Annotated in this window: 16 protein-coding genes; 2 read left to right on the top strand and 14 right to left on the bottom strand. The window is 61.7% G+C overall.

Going from position 1 to position 21336, the window contains the following annotated elements:
* Positions 1–72: 72 nt before the first annotated feature.
* The 6 genes from apaH to lptD form a co-directional block, all read right to left on the bottom strand.
* Complete coding sequence (gene apaH, locus ASF13_RS10720) at positions 73–903, bottom strand: bis(5'-nucleosyl)-tetraphosphatase (symmetrical) ApaH (protein ID WP_056235919.1); 831 nt, start codon at positions 901–903, stop codon at positions 73–75.
* Between the two features lie 157 nt (positions 904–1060).
* The gene (apaG, locus tag ASF13_RS10725) at positions 1061–1438 is read right to left on the bottom strand and encodes a Co2+/Mg2+ efflux protein ApaG (protein ID WP_056235922.1); all 378 of its coding nucleotides are present in this window, start codon (positions 1436–1438) and stop codon (positions 1061–1063) included.
* Between the two features lie 2 nt (positions 1439–1440).
* Positions 1441–2271 (bottom strand): 16S rRNA (adenine(1518)-N(6)/adenine(1519)-N(6))-dimethyltransferase RsmA, encoded by an 831-nt coding sequence (rsmA, locus tag ASF13_RS10730; RefSeq protein WP_056235925.1) that lies wholly within the window; start codon positions 2269–2271, stop codon positions 1441–1443.
* Positions 2264–3262, bottom strand: a complete 999-nt coding sequence (pdxA, locus tag ASF13_RS10735) for a 4-hydroxythreonine-4-phosphate dehydrogenase PdxA (RefSeq protein WP_056235927.1) — start codon at positions 3260–3262, stop codon at positions 2264–2266. The genes rsmA and pdxA overlap by 8 nt, the downstream gene beginning before the upstream one ends.
* Positions 3246–4541, bottom strand: coding sequence for a peptidylprolyl isomerase SurA (surA, locus tag ASF13_RS10740; RefSeq protein WP_056235930.1), 1296 nt, complete (start codon positions 4539–4541; stop codon positions 3246–3248). The genes pdxA and surA overlap by 17 nt, the downstream gene beginning before the upstream one ends.
* 56 nt (positions 4542–4597) lie before the next feature.
* Positions 4598–6979 (bottom strand): LPS assembly protein LptD, encoded by a 2382-nt coding sequence (lptD, locus tag ASF13_RS10745; protein WP_056235933.1) that lies wholly within the window; start codon positions 6977–6979, stop codon positions 4598–4600.
* Positions 6980–7299: 320 nt separating this feature from the next.
* On the opposite strand from lptD, the gene djlA reads away from it, so the two are divergent.
* A complete protein-coding gene (gene djlA / locus ASF13_RS10750) occupies positions 7300–8130 on the top strand; it encodes a co-chaperone DjlA (RefSeq protein ID WP_056235936.1) in 831 nt (276 codons plus the stop codon).
* Positions 8131–8231: 101 nt separating this feature from the next.
* On the opposite strand, the gene rluA is transcribed toward djlA, so the two are convergent.
* The 3 genes from rluA to polB form a co-directional block, all read right to left on the bottom strand.
* On the bottom strand, positions 8232–8891 hold the full coding sequence (rluA, locus tag ASF13_RS10755) for a bifunctional tRNA pseudouridine(32) synthase/23S rRNA pseudouridine(746) synthase RluA (RefSeq protein WP_199177619.1): 660 nt from the start codon (positions 8889–8891) through the stop codon (positions 8232–8234).
* A 70-nt stretch (positions 8892–8961) separates the two neighbouring features.
* The gene (gene rapA, locus ASF13_RS10760; RefSeq protein ID WP_056235938.1) at positions 8962–11868 is read right to left on the bottom strand and encodes an RNA polymerase-associated protein RapA; all 2907 of its coding nucleotides are present in this window, start codon (positions 11866–11868) and stop codon (positions 8962–8964) included.
* A gap of 139 nt (positions 11869–12007) precedes the next feature.
* Positions 12008–14371, bottom strand: a complete 2364-nt coding sequence (gene polB / locus ASF13_RS10765; RefSeq protein WP_056235941.1) for a DNA polymerase II — start codon at positions 14369–14371, stop codon at positions 12008–12010.
* A 169-nt stretch (positions 14372–14540) separates the two neighbouring features.
* Here polB and ASF13_RS10770 point away from each other — a divergent pair, with 169 nt between their 5' ends.
* A complete protein-coding gene (locus ASF13_RS10770) occupies positions 14541–15302 on the top strand; it encodes a DedA family protein (protein ID WP_056235945.1) in 762 nt (253 codons plus the stop codon).
* 165 nt (positions 15303–15467) lie between these two features.
* On the opposite strand, the gene thiQ is transcribed toward ASF13_RS10770, so the two are convergent.
* The 5 genes from thiQ to leuD all read right to left on the bottom strand — a co-directional run bounded on the left by thiQ (position 15468) and on the right by leuD (position 21336).
* Positions 15468–16175: a thiamine ABC transporter ATP-binding protein ThiQ gene (gene thiQ, locus ASF13_RS10775; protein WP_056235946.1), complete on the bottom strand. Its 708-nt coding sequence runs from the start codon at positions 16173–16175 to the stop codon at positions 15468–15470.
* Positions 16159–17769 carry a thiamine/thiamine pyrophosphate ABC transporter permease ThiP gene (gene thiP, locus ASF13_RS10780; protein WP_056235949.1) on the bottom strand — a complete coding sequence of 537 codons (1611 nt, stop codon included), beginning with the start codon at positions 17767–17769 and terminating at the stop codon, positions 16159–16161. The genes thiQ and thiP overlap by 17 nt, the downstream gene beginning before the upstream one ends.
* A complete protein-coding gene (thiB, locus tag ASF13_RS10785) occupies positions 17745–18731 on the bottom strand; it encodes a thiamine ABC transporter substrate binding subunit (protein ID WP_056235953.1) in 987 nt (328 codons plus the stop codon). Before thiB ends, thiP begins: the two co-directional genes overlap by 25 nt.
* A gap of 77 nt (positions 18732–18808) precedes the next feature.
* The gene (sgrR, locus tag ASF13_RS10790) at positions 18809–20473 is read right to left on the bottom strand and encodes an HTH-type transcriptional regulator SgrR (protein WP_056235956.1); all 1665 of its coding nucleotides are present in this window, start codon (positions 20471–20473) and stop codon (positions 18809–18811) included.
* A gap of 257 nt (positions 20474–20730) precedes the next feature.
* Positions 20731–21336: a 3-isopropylmalate dehydratase small subunit gene (gene leuD, locus ASF13_RS10795; protein ID WP_056235959.1), complete on the bottom strand. Its 606-nt coding sequence runs from the start codon at positions 21334–21336 to the stop codon at positions 20731–20733.

Genomic DNA, 21336 nt, shown 5'->3' on the forward strand with positions numbered 1-21336 from the left:
GGGCGCGCTGTGGAGTATTCCCTTTGATACCCTGACACCGGCAGAGCGGGCGGCGAACGGCACCGCAGACGATCACAGTGCCGGGGTGACTTCCCGGTTAGAGGGCTGAACAAAGACCTGCCTGTCTTCCCAGCGCAGCAGGGTCAGGGCGCCGCCCCAGCAACAACCGGTATCGAGGCCGATGACGTTATCCGGCGTGCCTTTCCCTTCCAGCGACGCCCAGTGACCGAAGATCACCGTGTAGTCAGCGGGTAACAGGCCGGGCACGTTAAACCAGGGCTTCAGCGGCGGTGGCGCATTTTCCGGCGACTCTTTGCTGATCATGTCCAGCTGTCCGGCGGGGAAGCAGAAGCGCATGCGGGTCAGCGCGTTGGTGCTGAAGCGCAGGCGCGCCAGACCGCTGAGCGCCGGTGACCAGTTGTTCGGCATATCGCCGTACATCGCATCCAGGAACAGCGGATAGGTGTCGCTGCTCAGTACTGCCTCGACTTCGCGGGCACACAGCTTTGCGGTGTCAATATCCCACTGCGGGGTGATACCGGCGTGCGCCATCACCAGTTTTTTCTCTTCATCCACCTGCAGCAGCGGCTGGCGACGCAGCCAGTTGATCAGCTCGTCGGCATCGTCGGCCTCCAGCAGCGGCGTCAGGCGATCCTTCGGTTTATTGCGGCTGATGCCGGCGTACACCGCCAGCAGATGCAGATCGTGATTGCCCAGCACGATGCGCACGCTGTCACCGAGGGAACGCACATAACGCAGCACGTCCAGCGAGGCCGGCCCACGGGCCACCAGATCGCCGGTCAGCCACAGCTCGTCCTGCGCCGGATCGAAATCCACCTGCGCCAGCAGCATTTTCAGCTCGTCGTAGCAACCGTGAATATCGCCGATAAGATAAGTGCTCATGCCTTCTGTCCTGAAAAGGGGGTTACCGTGATCGCGTGGCCGGCAGCTCAGGATTGCTTAGCCACTGGTCCGGGTCAGGATAACCGCGGCGCGCCTGGCGCGCGCAAAAAAAAATGCGCTTTGCCCGTGAGGAGCAAAGCGCTGGATGAGGGGTGACTCAGTGAATGTGGCTGACAACCGCCAGCCGGAACACCGGAATGTCCACCAGCAGCGTCTCGCCGTCGGCATCAACCATGCGGTAATGCCCCTGCATGGTGCCCATCGGGGTTTCGAGAATCGCACCGCTGGTGTACTGGAACTCATCGCCAGGGGCGATGTGCGGCTGTTCGCCGATCACCCCTTCACCCTGAACTTCGGTTTCACGGCCGTTGCCGTTGGTGATTAGCCAGTAGCGGCCGATCAGCTGCACCGGGATACGCCCCAGATTACGGATGGTGACGGTGTACGCAAACACATAACGGTCTTCTTCGGGCGCAGACTGCGACGCAATGTAGACGCTTTGTACATGGACACAAACACGGGGCGTATCGTTCATGCTCAGTTCTCCTGAGGAGGCTGCTGCTGAGGGTGCGCGGTCAGCCAGTTCGCCAGCTGGCAGTACTGCGCCACGGTAATGTTCTCAGCGCGCAGCGTCGGGTCAATGTTCATTTCGGCCAGGGCTTCGGCAGAGAACAGATGGCCGAGGCTGTTACGCAGGGTTTTACGGCGTTTACCAAAGGCTTCGGTGGTGATGCGGCTCAACGCGCGGATATCCTGTACCGGGTGCGGGATCTCCGCGTAAGGCATCAGGCGCACCACCGCAGAATCGACCTTCGGTGCCGGGGTGAAGGACTCCGGCGGTACTTCCAGCACCGGGATCACCTGGCAGTAGTACTGTGCCATTACGGTCAGGCGGCCATAGGCTTTGCTGCCAGGGCCGGCGACCAGACGATTAACCACTTCTTTCTGCAGCATAAAGTGCATATCTTTGATCGCGCCGACGTAGCTGAACAGGTGGAACATCAGCGGGGTCGAAATATTGTACGGCAGGTTGCCGAACACGCGCAGCGGCTGGCCTTTTTCCGCAGACAGCGCCGCAAAATCAAAGGTCATCGCATCCTGCTGGAAAATGGTCAGCTTCGGGCCGAGGAACGGATGCGTCTGCAGGCGTGCTGCCAGATCGCGGTCCAGTTCGACCACCGTCATTTCATCAATGCGCTCACCCACCGGCTCGGTGAGTGCACCGAGGCCAGGGCCGATCTCAACAATCGCCTCGCCGCGCTGTGGGTGAATGGCGTTGACAATACTGTCGATAATATACTGATCGTTAAGGAAGTTCTGTCCAAAACGTTTGCGGGCGAAGTGGCCCTGGTGAACGCGATTATTCATTACTGCTCTTAATCATGGTGATGGCGAGGTTAAGCGCCGTTTTGAAGCTGCCCGCATCGGCCTGACCCGTAGCCGCCAGTTCAAGGGCGGTGCCGTGGTCGACGGACGTGCGGATAAATGGCAGACCGAGGGTGATATTCACCGCGCGGCCAAAGCCCTGATATTTTAGCACCGGCAGGCCCTGATCGTGATACATCGCCAGCACCGCATCGGCGTGCTGCAGATATTTCGGCTGGAACAGGGTATCCGCGGGGAGTGGCCCGGTCAGGTTGATGCCCTGCTGGCGCAGTTCGTCCAGCGCCGGGGTAATGGTATCAATCTCTTCCCGCCCCATATGGCCGCCTTCACCCGCGTGCGGGTTCAGCCCACACACCAGAATGTGCGGGCGTGCAAGGCCGAACTTGCTCTGCAGGTCGGCGTTAAGGATGGTAATCACTTCATGCAGGCTGTCACGGGTGATGGCGTCGGCTACGTCTTTCAGCGGCAGATGGGTGGTGGCCAGCGCCACCCGCAGCTCTTCCGTGGCCAGCATCATCACCACGCGCTCGCACCCGGCGCGTTCGGCGAAGAACTCGGTGTGGCCGCTGAACGGAATGCCCGCGTCGTTGATCACCCCTTTGTGCACCGGCCCGGTGACCAGCGCGGCAAATTCGCCGTTCAGGCAACCATCGCAGGCGCGCGCCAGCGAGGCCAGCACGTAGTGACTGTTATCCACGCTGAGTTCACCGGCCACCGCGTTGCTGGCCAGCGGCAGCGGCAGCACGGTCAGTGAACCGGCTTCCTGCGGGCGGGCCGTCGCGCTGGCATCATACTCGCGTAAGGCGAGCGGCAAACGCAGCGCTGCCGCGCGGGTGCGCAGCAGCTCGGGATCGGCACAGACCACCAGCTCAACCGGCCACGCCTGTTGCGCCAGTGCTACGATCAGATCCGGGCCAATCCCGGCGGGTTCGCCGGGAGTGACCACCACGCGCAGGTTACTGAGCGCTGCCATCGAGGATCTTCACATAGGCGGCGGCACGCTGTTCCTGCATCCAGGTCTGCGCTTCTTCCGAGAATTTACGGTTGAACAGCAGGCGGTAGGCGCGCTCTTTCTTCGCGGAGTCGGTCTTATCAACCTGACGGGTATCCAGCAGCTGAATCAGGTGCCAGCCGAACGAGGAGTGAACCGGTGCGCTGGTCTGGCCCTTGTTCAGGCGCAGCAACGCATCGCGGAACGCCGGATCGTAGGCTTCCGGAGAGCTCCAGCCAAGGTCGCCGCCCTGGTTGGCGGAACCCGGATCCTGCGACAGCTGTTTGGCCGCATCGGCAAAGCTGATCCGACCGCTCTTAATATCGGCAGCGGTTTCCAGCAGTTTCTGGCGCGCCTGGTCATCGGTCATGATCGGTGACGGCTTTAGCAGGATATGGCGGGCGTGCACTTCGGTAACCGAAACGCTCTGGTTTTCGCCGCGCACGTCGTTGACTTTCAGGATATGGAAGCCAACGCCGGAGCGGATCGGACCTACGATGTCGCCTTTTTTGGCGGTCACCAGCGCCTGCGCAAACAGCGACGGCAGCTCCTGCAGTTTGCCCCAGCCCATGTTGCCGCCTTTCAGCGCCTGTGGGTCAGCGGAGTAGGTGATCGCCAGCTTGCCGAAATCGGCACCGCTTTTGCTCTCCTGCACCAGCTGTTTGGCCAGGGTTTCCTGGTCGTCAACCTGCTGCTGCGTTGGGTTTTCCGACAGCGGCAGCAGAATGTGGCTGATGTTCAGCTCGGTACCGGCATCGTTCTGCGCGGCCATCTGGTTTGAGAGGGAGTCCACTTCCTGCGGCAGGATGGTGACGCGGCGGCGCACTTCATTATTACGCACTTCCGAGGTCAGCATCTCTTTACGGATCTGCTCGCGGTAGGTGGCGTAGTTCATGCCGTCATACGCCAGGCGGCTGCGCAGCTGATCGACGCTCATTTTGTTCTGTGCGGCGATGTTGCCGATCGCCTGATCCAGCTGCGCGTCGCTAATCTGGATGCCGGCCTGTCTGCCCATCTGCAGCATGATGTTATCCATCACCAGACGTTCGACAATCTGGTGACGCAGCGTTTTATCATCCGGCAGCTGCTGCCCGGACTGCTGCGCCTGGCCTTTGACCGACTGCATCATGCCGTCGACGTCACTCTCCAGCACCACGCCGTTATTTACCACGGCGGCGACCTTATCAACAACCTGCGGGGCCGCGAACGCGGTGTTGGCCGTTAAGGCGGCACCGAGGATCAGCATTCTCCAGTTCTTCATACTTTTTCCATTCTTCCTATCCGCACTGCGGGAGTGGTCTGTTAACTGTGCCAACATCAGAAGCCGCGCTGGTAAGGCAGAATGCCCTGGCGCAGCATTTGACCGGTCCCTAAGCCGTAGCTCGGGCTGAGGCCACGCAGTTCAATGTTGAACGAGACTTTGTTGTCGTACTTACTGTTATCGTTTTCCCAGCCGGTGATTTTACGCTCATAACCGAGGCGAATGGCATAACAGCAGGAGCTGTACTGCACGCCCAGCAGCTGGTCAGCGGGCTGGTTGGCTTTGGTATCGTAATACCAGGCCCCGACCACTGACCATGCGTCGGCGACAGGCCAGCTGGCGGTGGCACCCACCTGCGAGATCCCCTTCTGATACAGCGGATTAGTGATCTGCGTCAGCGTCTGCTGAATGTACTCTTCACTGGTGTAACGGTAGTTCAACTGCACCATGCGGTCTGCATCACGGCGCCACTCCAGCACGGCGTTACCCTGCGAGACGTTGTCCAGACGGGTGTCATACTGCAGGCCACCACGTGCTGCCCAGTTGTCGCTAATCTTCCAGTAGGTATCGCCCGCCCATACCAGGCTGCCACGGTCATCGTCATCGGTGGTGTTCAGGCCGGTACGAGCCGGCGTGAACGAGTAGATTTGACCCACGGAAGCGTTAAAACGTTCAACCAGATCGTTATCAAAAATGCGCGTGGTGACGCCGCTGGTCAGCTGATTAGCCGAGGCGATGCGATCCAGGCCGCTGTAGGTGCGGTCGCGGAACAGGCCGGTATAGTCGGTCTGCAGCAGCGTGGAGTCATAGGCGCGGATCATACTCTGATCGCGGTACGGCACGTACAGGTACTGCAGGCGCGGCTCCAGCGTCTGGGTATAGCCCGGCGACCAGTTCATATCGCGGTCAAACACCATCTTGCCGTCAACCTTCAACTGCGGCATCACGCGGTTAACGTTGTCTTTCAGCTGGTTGATTTTGCCAGTGTCGTAGGTGCTGTTGTAGTACTCAATGCCGTCCTGCTGGTAGTGTGTTGCTAGCAGTTTCGCTTCGGTGTTCAGACTGCCCCAGCCATTTGACACCGGCAGGTTGATGGTCGGCTCCAGGTGGAGACGGGTGGCGTCCGGCAGGCGTTCGTTGACGTTGGTAAACTTCACCGCCTGCGCATACAGATGGGTGTCAAAGGGGCCGACATCGTTCTGATACCAGTTGATATCCAGCTGCGGTTCGGCGCGATACACGTCGTTATTGGCGTTGGTCGAGAAGATCTGGAACTGCTTGGTCGACAGCGTGGCGTCCCAGTTGGTATCTGCATAGCCAATGCTGAATTTTTGCGTCACATAGCCGTCGGTGGTCGAGCCGTAGGTCGAGTCCAGGTCGGTAAAGTAGTAGGGATCGCTGACTTTGGTGTAGTCGGCATTGAAGCGCCAGTGCTGCTCGTAGATCCCCGAATGGTTCCAGTAGAACAGCCAGCGGTTGGAGTCTTTATCGTCCTCGTGCTCGTTGTTATACACTTTATCCGATGCCATATAGTCGAACTCCATCAGGCCGGCACCGACGCCGGTCAGATAGCGGAATTCGTTCTGCCACTGCATGCCGCGGCGGCTGATGTAGTGCGGCGTCAGCGTGGCGTCGGCCTGCGGCGCAATGTTCCAGTAGTACGGCAGCATAAACTCAAAGCCGCTGTTGCTACCGTATTTGGCGTTGGGGATCAGGAAGCCCGAGCGGCGCTTATCGCCGACCGGCAGCTGCAGGTACGGGCTGTAAAACACCGGCACCGGGCCGATTTTAAAGCGTGCGTTCCAGATCTCGGCCAGCTGCTCCTGGCGATCGTGAATAATTTCGGAACCGACCACGCTCCAGCTGTTCTGCCCTGGCAGGCAGGAGGTGAAGGAGCCGTTTTCCAGAATGGTATAGCGGTTATCACCGCGCAGCTTCATCTGGTCAGCGTTACCGCGCCCCTGGCGGCCGACCATCTGATAGTCGCCATTCCACACGTTGGTGTCTTTGGTGTTCAGGTTAGACCAGGCTTTTGGCCCTTTCAGTATCACCTGGTTATCGTCGTAGTGGACGTTGCCCAGCGCGTCGACGGTACGGGTGGGTTCGCTTTTACCCGGCAGCATCTTCTGATGCAGCTGCACCTCGTCGGACTGCAGGCGGCTGTTACCCTGGCGGATATCCACATCGCCGCTAAAGACCGCATTATCCGGGTAATTACCCTGTGATTTGTCGGAATTGATGGTTATCGGCAGTTGGTTGGTGTTTTTCCCTTCTACCAGCGGACGGTTATAGGAAGGCACCCCGAGCATACACTGGGATGCGAGGTCATCGGCCAGGCCCTGCTGGCTGTACAGCGCTGAGCCGATCAGGGTGGCCAGCAACGTAGGTAGTCTATTTTTCATACGCGGTATCGAAAATTCCGTGATCACTGGCATCATGCCGACAAACGGTCAGAGACTAACGCACTCAAGGAGGTTGCGCCAGTCATATACACGTCATCCTTCACGCTGCCTCTGCGCTGGCTGCTCTCGCTCACCCCAGTCACAGAGCCATCTCTGCTCCCGGGGATTCACTCGTTTGCCGCCTTGATGCAGCGTGAATGATTTAGTGTATACCCACATTTCAGGCTACAGCTGCTGGCCGCTATAACCGGTGAGGTATCTTCTGGTTGTTTGACCGCGTTGCCAATAGGCTATGAGATGAATGACAGGTATGATAATGCAAATTGTAGCCTTGAGCATGGCGAATTGAGGAGTATATGCGCTATTGGGGAAAAGTATTGGGACTTGTGCTGGGTTTATTGTCCGGCGCGGGCTTCTGGGGCGTAGTTTTTGGCCTGCTGGTCGGCCATCTGGTTGATAAAGCGCGTTCAACGCGGCGTCAGGGTTATTTTGCCAACCAGCAAACCCGTCAGGCGCTGTTTTTCAGCACCACCTTCCAGGTGATGGGGCATCTGACAAAATCGAAAGGCCGGGTCACGGATGCCGATATCCAGATGGCCTCGCTGCTGATGGACCGCATGCAGATGCAGGGCGCCAGCCGTACCGCAGCCCAGCAGGCGTTCCGTGAAGGTAAAGAGGGTGACTACCCGCTGCGCGAAAAATTGCGTGAGCTGCGCAGCGCCTGCTTTGGTCGCTTCGATCTGATTCGCATGTTTCTGGAGATCCAGATTCAGGCGGCGTTTGCCGACGGCTCGCTGCACCCCAACGAGCGCCAGGTGCTGTATGTGATTGCCGAAGAGCTGGGGATCTCCCGTCATCAGTTCGATCGGTTCCTGCGCATGATGGAAGGCGGCCAGCAGTTTGGCGGCGGTGGGTACGGTTATCAGGGCGGCCACTCCTCACAGGGCGGGTACACCGGAGCGCAGCGCGGCCCAACGCTTGATGATGCCTGTAACGTACTGGGGGTGAAGAGCAGCGATGATGCCACCACCATCAAGCGTGCCTACCGTAAGCTGATGAGCGAGCACCATCCGGATAAGCTGGTGGCGAAAGGCCTGCCGCCGCAGATGATGGAGATGGCCAAGCAGAAAGCGCAGGAGATTCAGGCCGCTTACGACCTGATCAAGCGCGAGAAGGGCTTTAAGTAAAAAAAACGGGCTTACGGCGAGTGCCGTCAGCCCGTGTTATCGCGACGTGGTGCCAACCCTGCCTCCGCCCGCTGCGCCCTTCGGCCGGGGGGAACAGCAGACTAAAACGCCGCCGGCTGGCGAAAGGTCATCGGCGTGCCGTACTGCGGATGGGTGATGCTCAGGCTTTCGGCGTGCAGCTGCAGACGGGGCGCCATCGCTAACGCCTCATCGTGGGCATAGAAACGATCGCCGAGGATCGGGTGCCCCAGCGCCAGCATATGCACGCGCAGCTGGTGGGAGCGGCCGGTGATCGGCTTCAGCTGCACCCGCGCCCAGTTCTCTGCCACCTCCAGCACCTGATACTCCGTCTGCGCCGACTTACCGGTTTCAAAACAGACCTTCTGCTTTGGCCGGTTCGGCCAGTCACAAATCAGCGGCAGATCCACCAGCCCTTTTTCCGGCTGCGGCACCCCCCATACGCGGGCGACGTAGGTTTTCTGCGGCTCACGTTCGCGGAACTGACGCTTAAGCTCGCGCTCTGCCGCTTTGGTCAGCGCCACCACCATCACGCCGCTGGTCGCCATATCCAGCCTGTGCACCGACTCCGCCGCCGGGAAGTCACGCTGGACGCGGGTCATTATGCTGTCCTTGTGCTCCTCCAGACGTCCGGGTACGGAGAGCAGCCCACTGGGTTTGTTGACCACCATAATGTGCTCATCCTGGTAGAGAATATGCAGCCAGGGTTCGGACGGCGGGTTGTAAGGTTCCATCATAAGCATCTCGCAAAGTGCCGGAGAGGGGCAGGGCGCAGACCATCGCGGGACGATGGCAGGCACCCTGCTGAGGGGATTACTGGTGAGCGACCACGATCAGGCGCAGCGCATCCAGGCGCCAGCCGGCATCATCCAGGCTGGCCAGTACCTGCTCGCGGTTGCTTTCCAGCGCGTCAATCTCATCCTGACGGATGTTCGGGTTGACGGCGCTCAGCGCCTGCAGGCGGGAAAGCTCCGCACCCAGCTTATCGCTGGCTTCCGCACGGGCGGCATCGATCAGCTTACGCGCTTCCACCGCCGCCGGCTCCTCGGAGAGCTTGATAATCTCATGCACGTCCTGCTGCACCGCGTTGACCAGCTTGCTGCCGGTGTGGCGGTTGATGGCGTTCAGCTGGCGGTTAAAGCTTTCAAACTCCACTTTGGCCGCCAGGTTATTGCCGTTACGGTCGACCAGCATGCGCACCGGGGTTGGCGGCAGGAAGCGGGTCAGCTGCAGGTGCTTCGGTGCCTGCGCTTCCACCACCCAGACCAGCTCCAGCAGCAGCGTGCCGGCCGGCAGCGCCTTGTTTTTCAGCAGCGACAGCGCGCAACTGCCGGTGTCGCCGGAGAGGATCAGATCCAGACCGTTGCGGATGATCGGGTGCTCCCAGCTGACGTACTGCGCGTCTTCACGCGACAGCGCCTGGTTACGATCGAAGGTGATGGTGCAGCCATCTTCCGGCAGGCCCGGGAAGTCCGGCACCAGCATATGGTCGCCGGGAGTCAGCACGATCAGGTTATCGCTGCGGTCTTCCTGGTTAATGCCGACGATATCGAACAGGTTGAGCGCGAAGTTGACCAGCTCAATGTCGTTATCCTGTTCGGCGATCTGTGCGGCCAGCGCCTGCGCCTTCTCGCTGCCGTTGGAATTCAGCTCCAGCAGGCGGTCACGGCCCTGTTCCAGCTGCGCCTTCAGCCCGTCATGCTGTTTGCGGCAGCCGGCGATAAACTCTGCCAGCCCTTCGCTGTTTTCCGGCGCGGCGAGGTATTCGATCAGCGGCGTATAGACGCTGTCATAGACGGTACGGCCGGTCGGGCAGGTGTGTTCGAAGGCGTCCAGCCCTTCGTGGAACCACTGCACCAGCACCGCCTGCGCGGTACGTTCCAGATACGGCACGTGGATCTGAATATCGTGCATCTGGCCGATACGGTCCAGACGGCCGATACGCTGTTCCAGCAGGTCCGGGTTAAACGGCAGGTCGAACATCACCAGCTGGCTGGCGAACTGGAAGTTGCGGCCTTCGGAGCCGATCTCCGAACAGAGCAGCACCTGGGCACCATCCTCTTCAGAGGCGAACCACGCGGCGGCGCGGTCGCGCTCGATAATCGACAGCCCTTCATGGAACACGGCGGCACGGATCGCTTCGCGCTCGCGCAGCACCTGCTCCAGCTGCAGCGCGGTGGCCGCCTTGGCGCAGATCACCAGCACTTTCTTATCGCGGTTGCTGGTCAGGAAGCCGAGCAGCCACTCAACGCGCGGGTCGAAGTTCCACCAGGTGCCGCTGTCGCCCTCAAACTCCTGGTAGATCTGCTCCGGGTAGAGCATATCGCGCGCGCGCTCGTCGGCGGATTTACGCGCGCTCATGATGCCGGAGACCTTAATCGCGGTCTGATACTGGGTCGGCAGCGGCAGGCGGATCTGGTGCAGCTCACGTTTCGGGAAGCCCTTCACGCCGCCGCGGGTGTTACGGAACAGCACGCGGCTGGTGCCGTGACGATCCATCAGCATGCTGATCAGCTCCTGACGTGCCTCCAGCTTGCCGTCACGATCGCTGTTGGCTACCTGCAGCAGCGGCTCGATATCCTGCTCGCCCATCAGGTCGTTAAGCAGGTTCAGCTCGTCGTTGCTGATGGTTTTATCGGCCAGCAGCATCGATACCGCGTCGGCGATCGGCTGGAAGTGCTTCTGCTCTTCAACAAAGGCCGCGAAATCGTGGAAGCGGTCCGGATCCAGCAGGCGCAGGCGGGCAAAGTGGCTCTCCAGACCCAGCTGTTCCGGGGTGGCGGTCAGCAGCAGAACGCCGGGAATATTTTCCGCCAGCTGTTCAATCACCTGATACTCGCGGCTCGGTGCCTCTTCCGACCACACCAGGTGGTGGGCTTCATCGACCACCATCAGGTCCCACTCGGCGTCGGCCAGCTTCTCCAGGCGCTGCTTGTTGCGGCGTACGAAGTCCAGCGAACAGATAATCATCTGCTCGGTTTCAAACGGGTTGTCGCTGTCGTGCTGCGCTTCGGCGTAGCGGTCGTCATCAAACAGCGCAAAGCGCAGGTTGAAGCGGCGCAGCATCTCAACCAGCCACTGGTGCTGCAGGGTTTCCGGCACCACGATCAGAATACGCTCGGCGCGGCCGGCCAGCAGCTGCTGGTGGATGATCATCCCGGCTTCAATGGTTTTACCCAGACCCACTTCATCGGCCAGCAGCACGCGCGGCGCGTGGCGGCGGCCAACGTCGTGTGCGATGTGCAGCTGGTGCGGGATCAGGCTGGTGCGCATGCCGCGCAGGCCGCTGATCGGCAGGCGGTACTGCTCGCTCTGGTACTTGCGCGCGCGGAAACGCAGCGCAAAACGGTCCATGCGGTCGAGCTGGCCGGCGAACAGGCGATCCTGCGGCTTGCCAAACACCAGCTTGCTGTCGAGCATCACTTCCCGCAGGCGTACCCCGGTCTCGCCGGTGTCGGTGCGGGTGCCGAAATAGCTGACCACGCCGTTGTCGGTTTGTACTTCGTCAACGATGAGCTGCCAGCCTTCGTGGCTGGTGACGGTATCGCCCGGGTTAAACACCACGCGGGTGATCGGCGAATCATTTCTGGAGTAGAGACGGTTTTCACCGGTGGCAGGGAACATCACCGTGACCATGCGGGTATCCACCGCAACCACGGTTCCTAATCCCAGCTCGCTTTCCGTATCGCTTATCCAGCGTTGACCAAGTGTAAAAGGCATATAATATTCGGCTCGATTGTCGTCAGTTTATTGCAGGCAATAGTGTTACGACCCGGCAGAGGCTGCCCGGTAGTCGTTTCAGAACGTTTATTTTAAGGAAGGGCGCTATGGTACTGGAAGGCGGCCCTTTCGTCACCTGTCAAAACAGGCCCAGCTGTCCGGTTATCAGTCTGGCAAAGTCATCCTGCACAAAGGGCAGGATGCCATCCGCCACCGGCTGCAGCTGGCGGGAGACATAGTGATCGTAGTCCAGCGGCGTGCTGCGCACCTCCAGCGGTTCGGGGCCGGAGGTGGCCATCACGTAGCGGATTTTGCCGCCGTTCTGGTAGAGCAGCGGCCTTTCGAGCTTCTGATGATACTCATCGGCGATGCGCGCGGCGCGCACGTGCGGTGGTACGTTACGCTGGTAGTCGCCGAGCGGGCGACGCAGCCGCTTGCTGTACACCAGCTGGTCGTCCAGTTCGCCGTTCAGCAGCCGTGCCACGGTGTCGCGGATATAGTCCTGCCAGGGCTGGCCGGTAAAAATTTTCAGGTACAGCGCCTGCTGGAACTGTTGCGCCAGCGGGGTCCAGTCGGTGCGGACCGTCTCCAGCCCTTTAAACACCATACGTTCACCGCCGTCGGTGCGGATCAGTCCGGCGTAGCGTTTCTTGCTGCCCTGTTCGGCACCGCGGATGGTTGGCATCAGAAAGCGGCTGAAATGAGTTTCATATTCCAGCTCCAGCGCGCTCTCAAGAGCGAATTCGGCTTTCAGATGCTGCCGCCACCAGTCGTTAACCTTCGCCACCAGCCGCTGGCCGATCGCCGCCGCCGTCGCCTCGTCGTGGGGCGACTTCAGCCAGACAAAGGTGGAGTCGGTATCGCCGTAAATCACGTCATAGCCTTCCGCCTCGATCAGTTCGCGGGTCTGCAGCATGATCTCGTGGCCGCGCAGGGTGATCGACGAGGCGAGGCGCGGATCGAAGAAGCGGCAGGCGCTGGTGCCGAGCACGCCGTAGAAGGCGTTCATAATGATCTTCAGCGCCTGCGACAGCGGTTTGTTGCCGGCGCGCTTGGCCGCGTCGCGCCCCAGCCAGATCTGGCTGACGATCTCCGGCAGGCAGTGGCGGCTGCGCGAGAAGCGCGCGTGGCGGAAACCGGCCACCGAATCGGCGTCGTCCGGGTGCGCCAGCCCCTCCACCAGGCCGACCGGGTCGATCAGGAAGGTGCGAATAATCGCCGGATACAGGCTCTTGTAGTCGAGCACCAGCACCGAGTCGTACAGGCCGGGGCGCGAGTCCATCACGTAGCCGCCGGGGCTGGCTTCCGACGCCAGCTCGCCCATATTCGGCGCGACGTAGCCGGCGCGGTGCATGCGCGGCAAATAAAGGTGGCTGAACGCCGCCACCGAACCGCCGTGGCGATCCACCGCCAGGCCGTTGACCGAGGCGCGCTCCAGCAGAAACGGCATCAGCTCGGTGTGCTGAAAAATGCGCGTCACCAGCTCGCAGTCTTTCAGGTTGTAGTGCGCGAGCGCCGGTTTATCTTCGGCGAAGCGCTGGTTGATCTCCTCCATGCGCTGCCACGGGTTGCCGATCGCCTTGCCTTCCCCCAGCAGCTCGCGGGACACCGCTTCCAGGCTGAAGGAGTCAAAGTTCCAGAACGCCGACTTTAGCGCTTCAATGCCGTCGATAATCAGCCGACCGCTGGCCTGAGCGAAGAACACGCCGGGCTTAAAGCCGTGCTCGCGCCACTCCAGCGCCGGATGATGGCCGCGCCCCAGCCGCAGCGGGATGCCGTAGCGGTCGGCGTGCTTCTGCAGCACCCTTAAGTCGAACTGCACTACGTTCCAGCCGATCAGCACGTCCGGATCGTGTTCGGCAAACCAGGCGTTGAGGCGCTCCAGCAGGGCGGGGCGGCTGCTCTGGTACTCAAGATTAAAGTCCAGCCGGCTGGCATCGCCGTTCGGCGGCCCGAGCATAAAGACATCGCGCCGCCCGCAGCCCTCCAGGCCAATGCAGTAAAGTTCGCCGTGACGGGTGGTTTCAATATCCAGCGACACCCACTTCAGCGGCGGGCGGTAGTCGGGGTGGGGTTTCAGGCGTGCGTTGGTAAGGCGGTTGCCGTCCGGCGTGCCGCTGAACCACACCGGCGCGGTGATAAAGCGCTCCATCAGGTAGCGCTCCGGCGGGCGGATATCGGCCTCATACACGCTGATATCATTTTCGCGCAGCAGCTTCTCCAGCTTCTGCAGCTGGCGTTGCTGGCGGCAGTAGAGGCCAGCCACCGGCCGCTGGCGGAAGTCTTTCAAGGTTAGCGGGGCAAAACGCCAGTCGCGCTCGCTGGCCAGCAGGCGTTCGGCAGCGGCCTGCTGTTCCACCGGCACAAAGGCCACCGACTCCTGCGGCGGCAGCACCACCTGCTGCGGACCGGCGTCGGTAGCCAGCCACAGCGTCACTTCGCTGCCGGCCGGCGTGTCCCGCCAGTGGCGGGTTAACAGAAATCCTGCGCGTGGGTCGTTCACACTGCCTCCGGGACGCATAATGCTGTAATAATAGCATGTTTATATATACAGTGGTTATTTCCCTGTATCACCTGGCTAATGCGGTCATACGTTCCCATACAAATATCGTCTTGACGCCCGCCGGGCGGGCCGGGAAAATCGCCGGTTCTGTCAACTCTGTTGGATACTTATGGAAGCCTGGCTGGAACACTTAATTACGCAATCGCTGGCGTATGCGCTGCTGGCCGTGGGGCTGGTGGCTTTTCTGGAGTCGCTGGCGCTGGTTGGGCTGCTGCTGCCCGGCACGGTGATGATGGCCTCGCTGGGGGCGTTAATCGGCAGCGGCCAGATGGGGCTCTATCCGGCGTGGCTGGTGGGCACCATTGGCTGCCTGCTGGGCGACTGGATCTCCTACCTGCTGGGCTGGAAATTTAAAGGGCCGCTGCACCGCTGGTCGTTTATTAAAAAGCACCACTCGCTGATGAGCAAAACCGAGCATGCGCTGCACCAGCACAGCATGCTGACCATTATGGTAGGCCGCTTTGTCGGGCCGACCCGCCCGCTGATCCCGCTGGTGGCGGGGATGCTGGAGCTGCCGGTACGCAAGTTTATTCCGCCGAATATCATCGGCTGCATCCTCTGGCCGCCGCTCTACTTCCTGCCGGGCATTCTGGCCGGGGTGGCGATCGACGTGCCGAAGGACGCCAGCAGCGGCCTGTTTAAATGGCTGCTGTTAGCGGTGGCGATCCTGGTCTGGCTGGGCGTCTGGCTCGGCTGGCGCTGGCTGCGCAGCGGTAAGCAGCAGGACTGGGCGACGGCGTACCTGCCGGCGGCGCGGCTGCGCTGGCTGGGGCCGCTCGGGCTGCTGGTCGCCGTTGGCAGCTTTACCGCCATTCAGTTCCACCCGATGATGCCGATGTTCCGGCACCTGCTGTGGCAGGTCTTTTTCTGATCATGCAGCGAGGTGGCGCGAGTTCCTGCCGGTTAAACCCGGCGGCCTGCTCGCGCCGTTTATCGACTGCCTCCACAATCCGCTGCTGCGGGCGCGTCTGATATCGTTTACTGATGGAACCTGGGCTACACCGTTCCCTGTGCGCCGCCGGATAAGCGAGACGGTTTATCCGGGCCGGTAAGCGATGCCCAGCACCGCCGCGGCACTCACCTCACCGCGCTGCAGCTGTGCGGTGCTGCCGTCCCAGTAAACCCGCCCGTCTACGATGAGCAGGCTGCGTGGCGCGATCTGTGCGGCATCCTCGACGCTGTGCGATACCATCAGCAGGGTGATATTGCGCTCGCGGCACACCTTATCGACCAGTGCCAGCATCTCCTTACGCAGTGCCGGGTCCAGCGCTGAGAACGGCTCGTCCAGCAGCAGGATCGGCTGCTGCCGCACCAGGCAGCGGGCGAGCGCGGCGCGCTGACGCTGGCCGCCGGAGAGCTGATGCGGCAGCCGGGGCAGATGCTCTGCCAGCCCGACGCGGCGGGCGATCTCCTGCATCTGCTGCTTCTGCTGCGGGTTCAGCTTCAGCCCCGGATGCAGGCCGAGGCCGATATTCTCCGCCACCGTCAGGTGGGGAAACAGGTTATTTTCCTGGAACAGCATCGACACCGGGCGCTGCGCGGGCGGCGTGTGGCGGTGCTCAGCGCCGTTCAGCTGCAGGCTGCCGCTTTCGACGTTGAGAAAGCCGGCGATCAGGCTGAGCAGGGTGCTTTTACCCGCGCCGCTGGGGCCGAGGATCGCCAGCCTTTCGCCGGCCTGCGCGCTGAAGGTAAAGCGCATCGGCAGGTGCTGATAGAGCCAGGTGAGGTTAGTCAGGTTTAGCATGGCGTCCCGGAAGCTTTTCAATCAGGGTGAACAGCAGGAAGCAGAGCAGCAGCAGCAGCAGGGCGGTGACCGCGCCGTCGCTGCTGCGGTAAGAGCCGATCTGCTGGTAGAGATAGAAAGGCAGGGTGCGGAAATCCTCATTGCCGAACAGCGCCACCGCGCCAAAATCACCGATCGACAGCACGCAGGCAAAGGCCAGCGCCTGCGCCAGCGGCCGCCGCAGCGCGCGCAGCTCAATCAGCCGCAGGCGGTTCCAGCCGCGAATATCCAGCGACAGGCACAGGCGGTTGTAACGCTCGGCGATATCACGCAGCGGGTTTTCCAGCACCTTGATCGCATAGGGTATGGCCATCAGCGCATTGGTGAAAATCACCACGCCGTCCGCCGATGCGGGCAGGCCGGTGGTGGCATTCAGCAGCAGGAAAAAGCCGGTGGCCAGCACGATACCCGGCATCGCCAGGATCAGCATGCCGCTCAGCTCCAGCAGCTGCCCGCTTTTCGGTCGCTGGCGCAGGCGCAGCTCGCGGCTGCTCCACAACAGCATCACGGTCAGTATCACGCTGAGCAGCCCGGCGGCCAGCGCAATGCGCAGCGAGGTAAAGGTGGCCTGCCACAGGGCGGGTTGCTGCAAAACGCCGCTGACCCCCTGGTTAATGCCGCTGACGCCAACCGCCAGCAGTGGCGGCAGGATCAGCAGCAGCGCGGCGGCGATAAGCACCGCATCCAGCAGGCGGGCGCGCAGGCTGTCCTGCGGATTACGCCAGCCGCCGATCTGCCTGCTGCCTGCGGGCAGCGCCCTGTTCAGCCGCTGGCTGAGCAGTACCAGCCCGAGGCAGCAGACCATCTGCAGCAGCGCCAGCAGCGCGGCACGGCCGGGATCGTAGTCAAAGCTCAATGCCTGGAAGATCGCCAGCTCAATAGTGGTGGCCTGCGGGCCGCCGCCCAGCGAAAGCACGGTGGCAAAGCTGGCAAAGCACAGCATGAAGATTAGCGCGGCAGCCGGCAGCAGCTGCCGCTTCAGCCACGGCCACTCGACGATGCGAAAGTGTGCCCAGCCGCGCAGGCCGAGCTGCGCCGCCAGCTGGCGCTGTTCGCCGGGGATCTGCTCGAGCGCCTGCAGCAGCAGCCGGGTGGCCAGCGGCAGGTTGAAAAAGACGTGCGCGAGCAGGATGCCCTGCAGTCCGTAGGGGGTGAAGGTCCACGGAATGCCGAGCAGCGCACAGAGCTGCGCCAGCCAGCCGCTGCGGCCGTAAACGGTAAGGATGCCGAACACCGCCACCAGCACCGGCAGCACCAGGGTCATGGCGCACAGCCGCAGCAGGCTGCTGCGCCCGGGGAAACGGCGGCGGTAGAGGGCGCGGGCCAGCGGAACGGCGGGCAGCGCCGACAGCAGGGCCGATAGCAGCGCCTGCCAGAAGGAGAAACCGAGCACGTGCCACAGATAGCGGTCCTGCAGCATGCCCCGCCAGTCGGTGGCCGGAGCGCTGAACCACAGCGCGCCAAAGGCCAGCAGCGCCACGGCAACCAGCAGCGTGGCCGCCAGGCCGCCGGGCAGCAGCCAGCCGGGGATCAGCGGCTGACGGCGCGTTGCCATGCGCTAATCCAGCCGCTGCGCTGGCTGGCAACGTCCTGCGGGCTGTACTGCAGTGAGGTTTCCGGTACCGGCAACGTTTTGAAGGCGTCCGGCAGTGCGGTCTGCGCCGCCGGGTACATCCAGTTGCCGGTGGCGATGGTCTGCTGGAAGCCCGGCGTCAGGATAAACTGCATAAACTGCTGCGCCAGCTTCGGCTGCGGGCTGGCCTTCAGCTGACCGGCCACTTCAACCTGCAGATAGTGCCCTTCACTGAAGTTCGCCGCCGCATACTGGGTTTTCTTCTCTTCGATCAGGTGGTAAGCCGGAGAGGTGGTGTAGCTGAGCACCATATCGGCTTCCCCTTTCAGGAACAGGCCGTAGGCTTCGTTCCAGCCCTTGGTGACGGTGACGGTTTTCTGCGCCAGCTTCTGCCAGGCGGCGGGGGCGTCGTTGCCATATACCTTTTGCATCCACAGCAGCAGGCCAAGGCCTGGCGTGCTGGTGCGCGGATCTTCGTAGATCACCTTCAGCGGCCGATCGCTCTCCACCAGCTCTTTCAGGCTCTTCGGCGGATTTTGCAGTCTGGTTTTGTCATAGACAAAAGCGAACCAGCCGTAGTCGAATGGTACAAAGGTGTCGTCGTGCCAGCCGCCGGGCACGGTACTGGCGGCGGTATCCACGTTGCTGGCGGTAAACAGGCCGGTCTTTTGCGCCGCTTCCAGCAGGTTGTTATCCAGCCCCAGCACCACGTCGGCCCTGCTGTTCTTTCCTTCCATGCGCAGGCGGTTAAGCAGCGAGACGCCATCCTCCAGCGCAACAAATTTCAGCTCGCAGCCGCACTCCGCTTCAAAATTTTTCTTCACCGCGGGTCCCGGGCCCCACTCTGCGGCAAACGAGTCGTAGGTGTAAACCGTCAGGGTCGGTTTTGCCGCAAGGGCGGGCAGGGAGAACAGCGCCAGCAGAGGTAAGATTTTTTTCAGCACCAGAGGTTCCTTTATGTGTGGCGGTCTGCCCGCAGACCGCAGAGTGTAGTGACTTCAGCCAGGTAACGAAAGCGCGATTATGCGTCAGGTGGCGCAAACCAGGCGGACTTAAAGTCAAACCAGCCGAGGGTGTTCATCCGCACCCCGCGCATGCTGCGCTGACCGTGCAGCAGCAGCCAGTGGTGGAACAGCGGATGAATATAGTTATCGGCGACCAGCTGTCGGCTCCAGTCGGCCAGATCGAGTTGCTTATCGCGCCACTGCCGTGCGTCCTGCTGCCAGTCGCGGGGCACGCAGTGCTGCAGCAGCGGGATCTCATACAGCAGGGAGAAGACCGAAAATTCCAGCGGCAGGGTGAAGTTGGCGCTGCCCAGCCACAGATCGCTCTCCGCCTCGCCGTTATGCCACGCCTCGTAACCGATCTCCCGCGTGATCAGATCCACGCCGTGGGATGCCAGGATCGGTCGCAGCGCGCTGGCGATCCCCAGATGTTCGATATGATCGCTGTACCAGGTGATAGTCAGCGAGGTCAGCCCTTCGGGTTTTTCCGCCGTGGCCATGTCAAGGCGGTGGTGCCAGCGCGGCAGCAGACCATAGGCCGGGAACCAGTAGCGCTGATAGCCGATGCTGTTCTGACTGAGCAGCGCGATCGGGTTGAAGATGGTGCCGATCCAGCGGCGCAGCTGTTCGTTCTGCCCCCACGCTGAACGCTGGTCAAACAGCAGAAAATAGCAGCCCTCTTCCAGCCGGCTCTCTTCCGCCGATTTCTGATCCTCGCCGTCGCTCTGCAGCTTGACGCCGGAGTAGACCAGCTCGTCGCTGATCTCCGGCAGCACCCAGATGTTGACCTCGTCAATCAGCGCCCGGTAGCCAAAGTAGTCGTCAAAGGCGGCAATGCGCAGCTGGCTGTGCTGGTTGCGTTCCACCGCGTAGGCACCGGTACCCACCGGCTGGCGGGCGAAGTTGCGCATAAACGGCCACTCTTTCGGCAGGATCATCGCGCTGACGCTGCCCAGCAGCCAGGGCAGCCAGCGGTCCGGCTGATGCAGATGGATATCCAGCGTCCATGGCGTGCCGGACTCAATGCGTGCCAGATGGCTGAAGAGCGGCTGGTTCAGCAGCCGTTCCAGCGTGCTGGTGACGTCCTCCATCTGCAGTTCGCGGCCGTGGTGGAAGTGGATCGCCGGGCGCAGGTAGAAACGCCAGTGCAGCGGTGCCAGCTGCTGCCAGTGGTGCGCCACGTCCGGCTCGATTTCCCCGTTTTCCTCGTTTATTTTGGTCAGCCCGCTGAAGATCTGCCGGGCGAGGTGGGTTTCCGAGCGCCTGAGCGGCGTGCCGGGCAGCAGATTGAGCAGCGGGCGATAGTAAAGGACGCGCAGGATATGTTTCCCCTGGCGGAAGCTGCGGCCGAGATGCGACAGCAGCATCTGGCGCACACGGTTTTTATCCCCCACCAGCTGTACCAGCTGGTCGATGCGATCCTGTTCCAGCAGATCTTCCGCCCGCTGCTGCTGCAGCGCCAGCCCGGTATAGAGGAAGTTCAGCCTGGAGCGCTTGCCGCGCCCGGCCTCCGCCTGCCACTCCAGCCAGCCGGCCGCCTGCATGGCGTTGAGCAGGTTACGCATATGGCGGCGGGAACAGCTGAGCTGCACGGCCAGATCGCTGAGGGTGGTCTCCTGCGACTGGCCGTCGCAGCTCTGCCACAGGCGAATAAACTGCTGCTGCAAACGCGGTGAGGACATAAAAGGGGAACTCCGGGTTGAAAGCCGTCTGTTTTTTGTTCCCTGTATTATGGCGATAATGGCGACAGATGGAAGAGCGGGAGGCATTCTGATGAATGGCGCTCTGACATCCGCTAGATCGCCCGGTACCGGCCTGCAGCAGGAATCGGGTTTTTTCTGAGTATGGTGCTTTTCACCAGCCAGCGGGCCTGACGGCCCGCTGGCTTTTTTATGGCGCAATCTGCTGCCCGGGGCGGGCGGCAGAGCAACGGGCGGACTTAACGCAGAAACGCCGGCTGGTTTTGCTCGTAGCGGGCGATGGCATCATCGTGCTGCAGCGTCAGGCCAATTGCATCCAGCCCGTGCAGCAGGCAGTGGCGGCGGAAGCTGTCGATTTCAAAGCGATAAGCCCTGTCACCGGCCAGCACCTGCTGGTTTTCCAGGTCGACGGTAAACTGTACGCCCGGCTGCGCGGCAACCATCTGAAACAGTTCGTCGACCTCGGCTTCGCTCAGCGTCACCAGCAGCAGCTGGTTATTGAACGAGTTGTTGGCAAAGATATCGGCAAAGCCAGAACCGACGATCGCCTGAATGCCGTAGTCGGTCAGCGCCCAGGGCGCGTGTTCGCGTGACGATCCGCAGCCAAAGTTTTCGCGGGTCAGCATGATGCTGGCACCGCTGAACGCCGGCTGGTTCAGAATGAAGTCCGGGTTGGGCACCTGGCCTTCGGCATCGCTGTAGCGCCAGTCAAAGAACAGGTTGCGGCCAAAGCCGGTGCGGGTCACCATCTGCAGAAACTGCTTGGGGATAATCGCGTCGGTATCAACGTTGGCCAGGTCCATCGGCAGCACCACGCCGGTGTGCTGAGTAAATTTTTTCGCCAT

Source organism: Erwinia sp. Leaf53, from assembly GCF_001422605.1.
Lineage (GTDB): Bacteria > Pseudomonadota > Gammaproteobacteria > Enterobacterales > Enterobacteriaceae > Erwinia.

Coding starts and splice junctions, on each gene's coding strand:
- apaH (WP_056235919.1), bottom strand. CDS start 903: ATGAGCACTTATCTTATCGGCGATATTCACGGTTGCTACGACGAGCTG.
- apaG (WP_056235922.1), bottom strand. CDS start 1,438: ATGAACGATACGCCCCGTGTTTGTGTCCATGTACAAAGCGTCTACATT.
- rsmA (WP_056235925.1), bottom strand. CDS start 2,271: ATGAATAATCGCGTTCACCAGGGCCACTTCGCCCGCAAACGTTTTGGA.
- pdxA (WP_056235927.1), bottom strand. CDS start 3,262: ATGGCAGCGCTCAGTAACCTGCGCGTGGTGGTCACTCCCGGCGAACCC.
- surA (WP_056235930.1), bottom strand. CDS start 4,541: ATGAAGAACTGGAGAATGCTGATCCTCGGTGCCGCCTTAACGGCCAAC.
- lptD (WP_056235933.1), bottom strand. CDS start 6,979: ATGATGCCAGTGATCACGGAATTTTCGATACCGCGTATGAAAAATAGA.
- djlA (WP_056235936.1), top strand. CDS start 7,300: ATGCGCTATTGGGGAAAAGTATTGGGACTTGTGCTGGGTTTATTGTCC.
- rluA (WP_199177619.1), bottom strand. CDS start 8,891: ATGCTTATGATGGAACCTTACAACCCGCCGTCCGAACCCTGGCTGCAT.
- rapA (WP_056235938.1), bottom strand. CDS start 11,868: ATGCCTTTTACACTTGGTCAACGCTGGATAAGCGATACGGAAAGCGAG.
- ASF13_RS10770 (WP_056235945.1), top strand. CDS start 14,541: ATGGAAGCCTGGCTGGAACACTTAATTACGCAATCGCTGGCGTATGCG.
- thiQ (WP_056235946.1), bottom strand. CDS start 16,175: ATGCTAAACCTGACTAACCTCACCTGGCTCTATCAGCACCTGCCGATG.
- thiP (WP_056235949.1), bottom strand. CDS start 17,769: ATGGCAACGCGCCGTCAGCCGCTGATCCCCGGCTGGCTGCTGCCCGGC.
- sgrR (WP_056235956.1), bottom strand. CDS start 20,473: ATGTCCTCACCGCGTTTGCAGCAGCAGTTTATTCGCCTGTGGCAGAGC.
- leuD (WP_056235959.1), bottom strand. CDS start 21,336: ATGGCGAAAAAATTTACTCAGCACACCGGCGTGGTGCTGCCGATGGAC.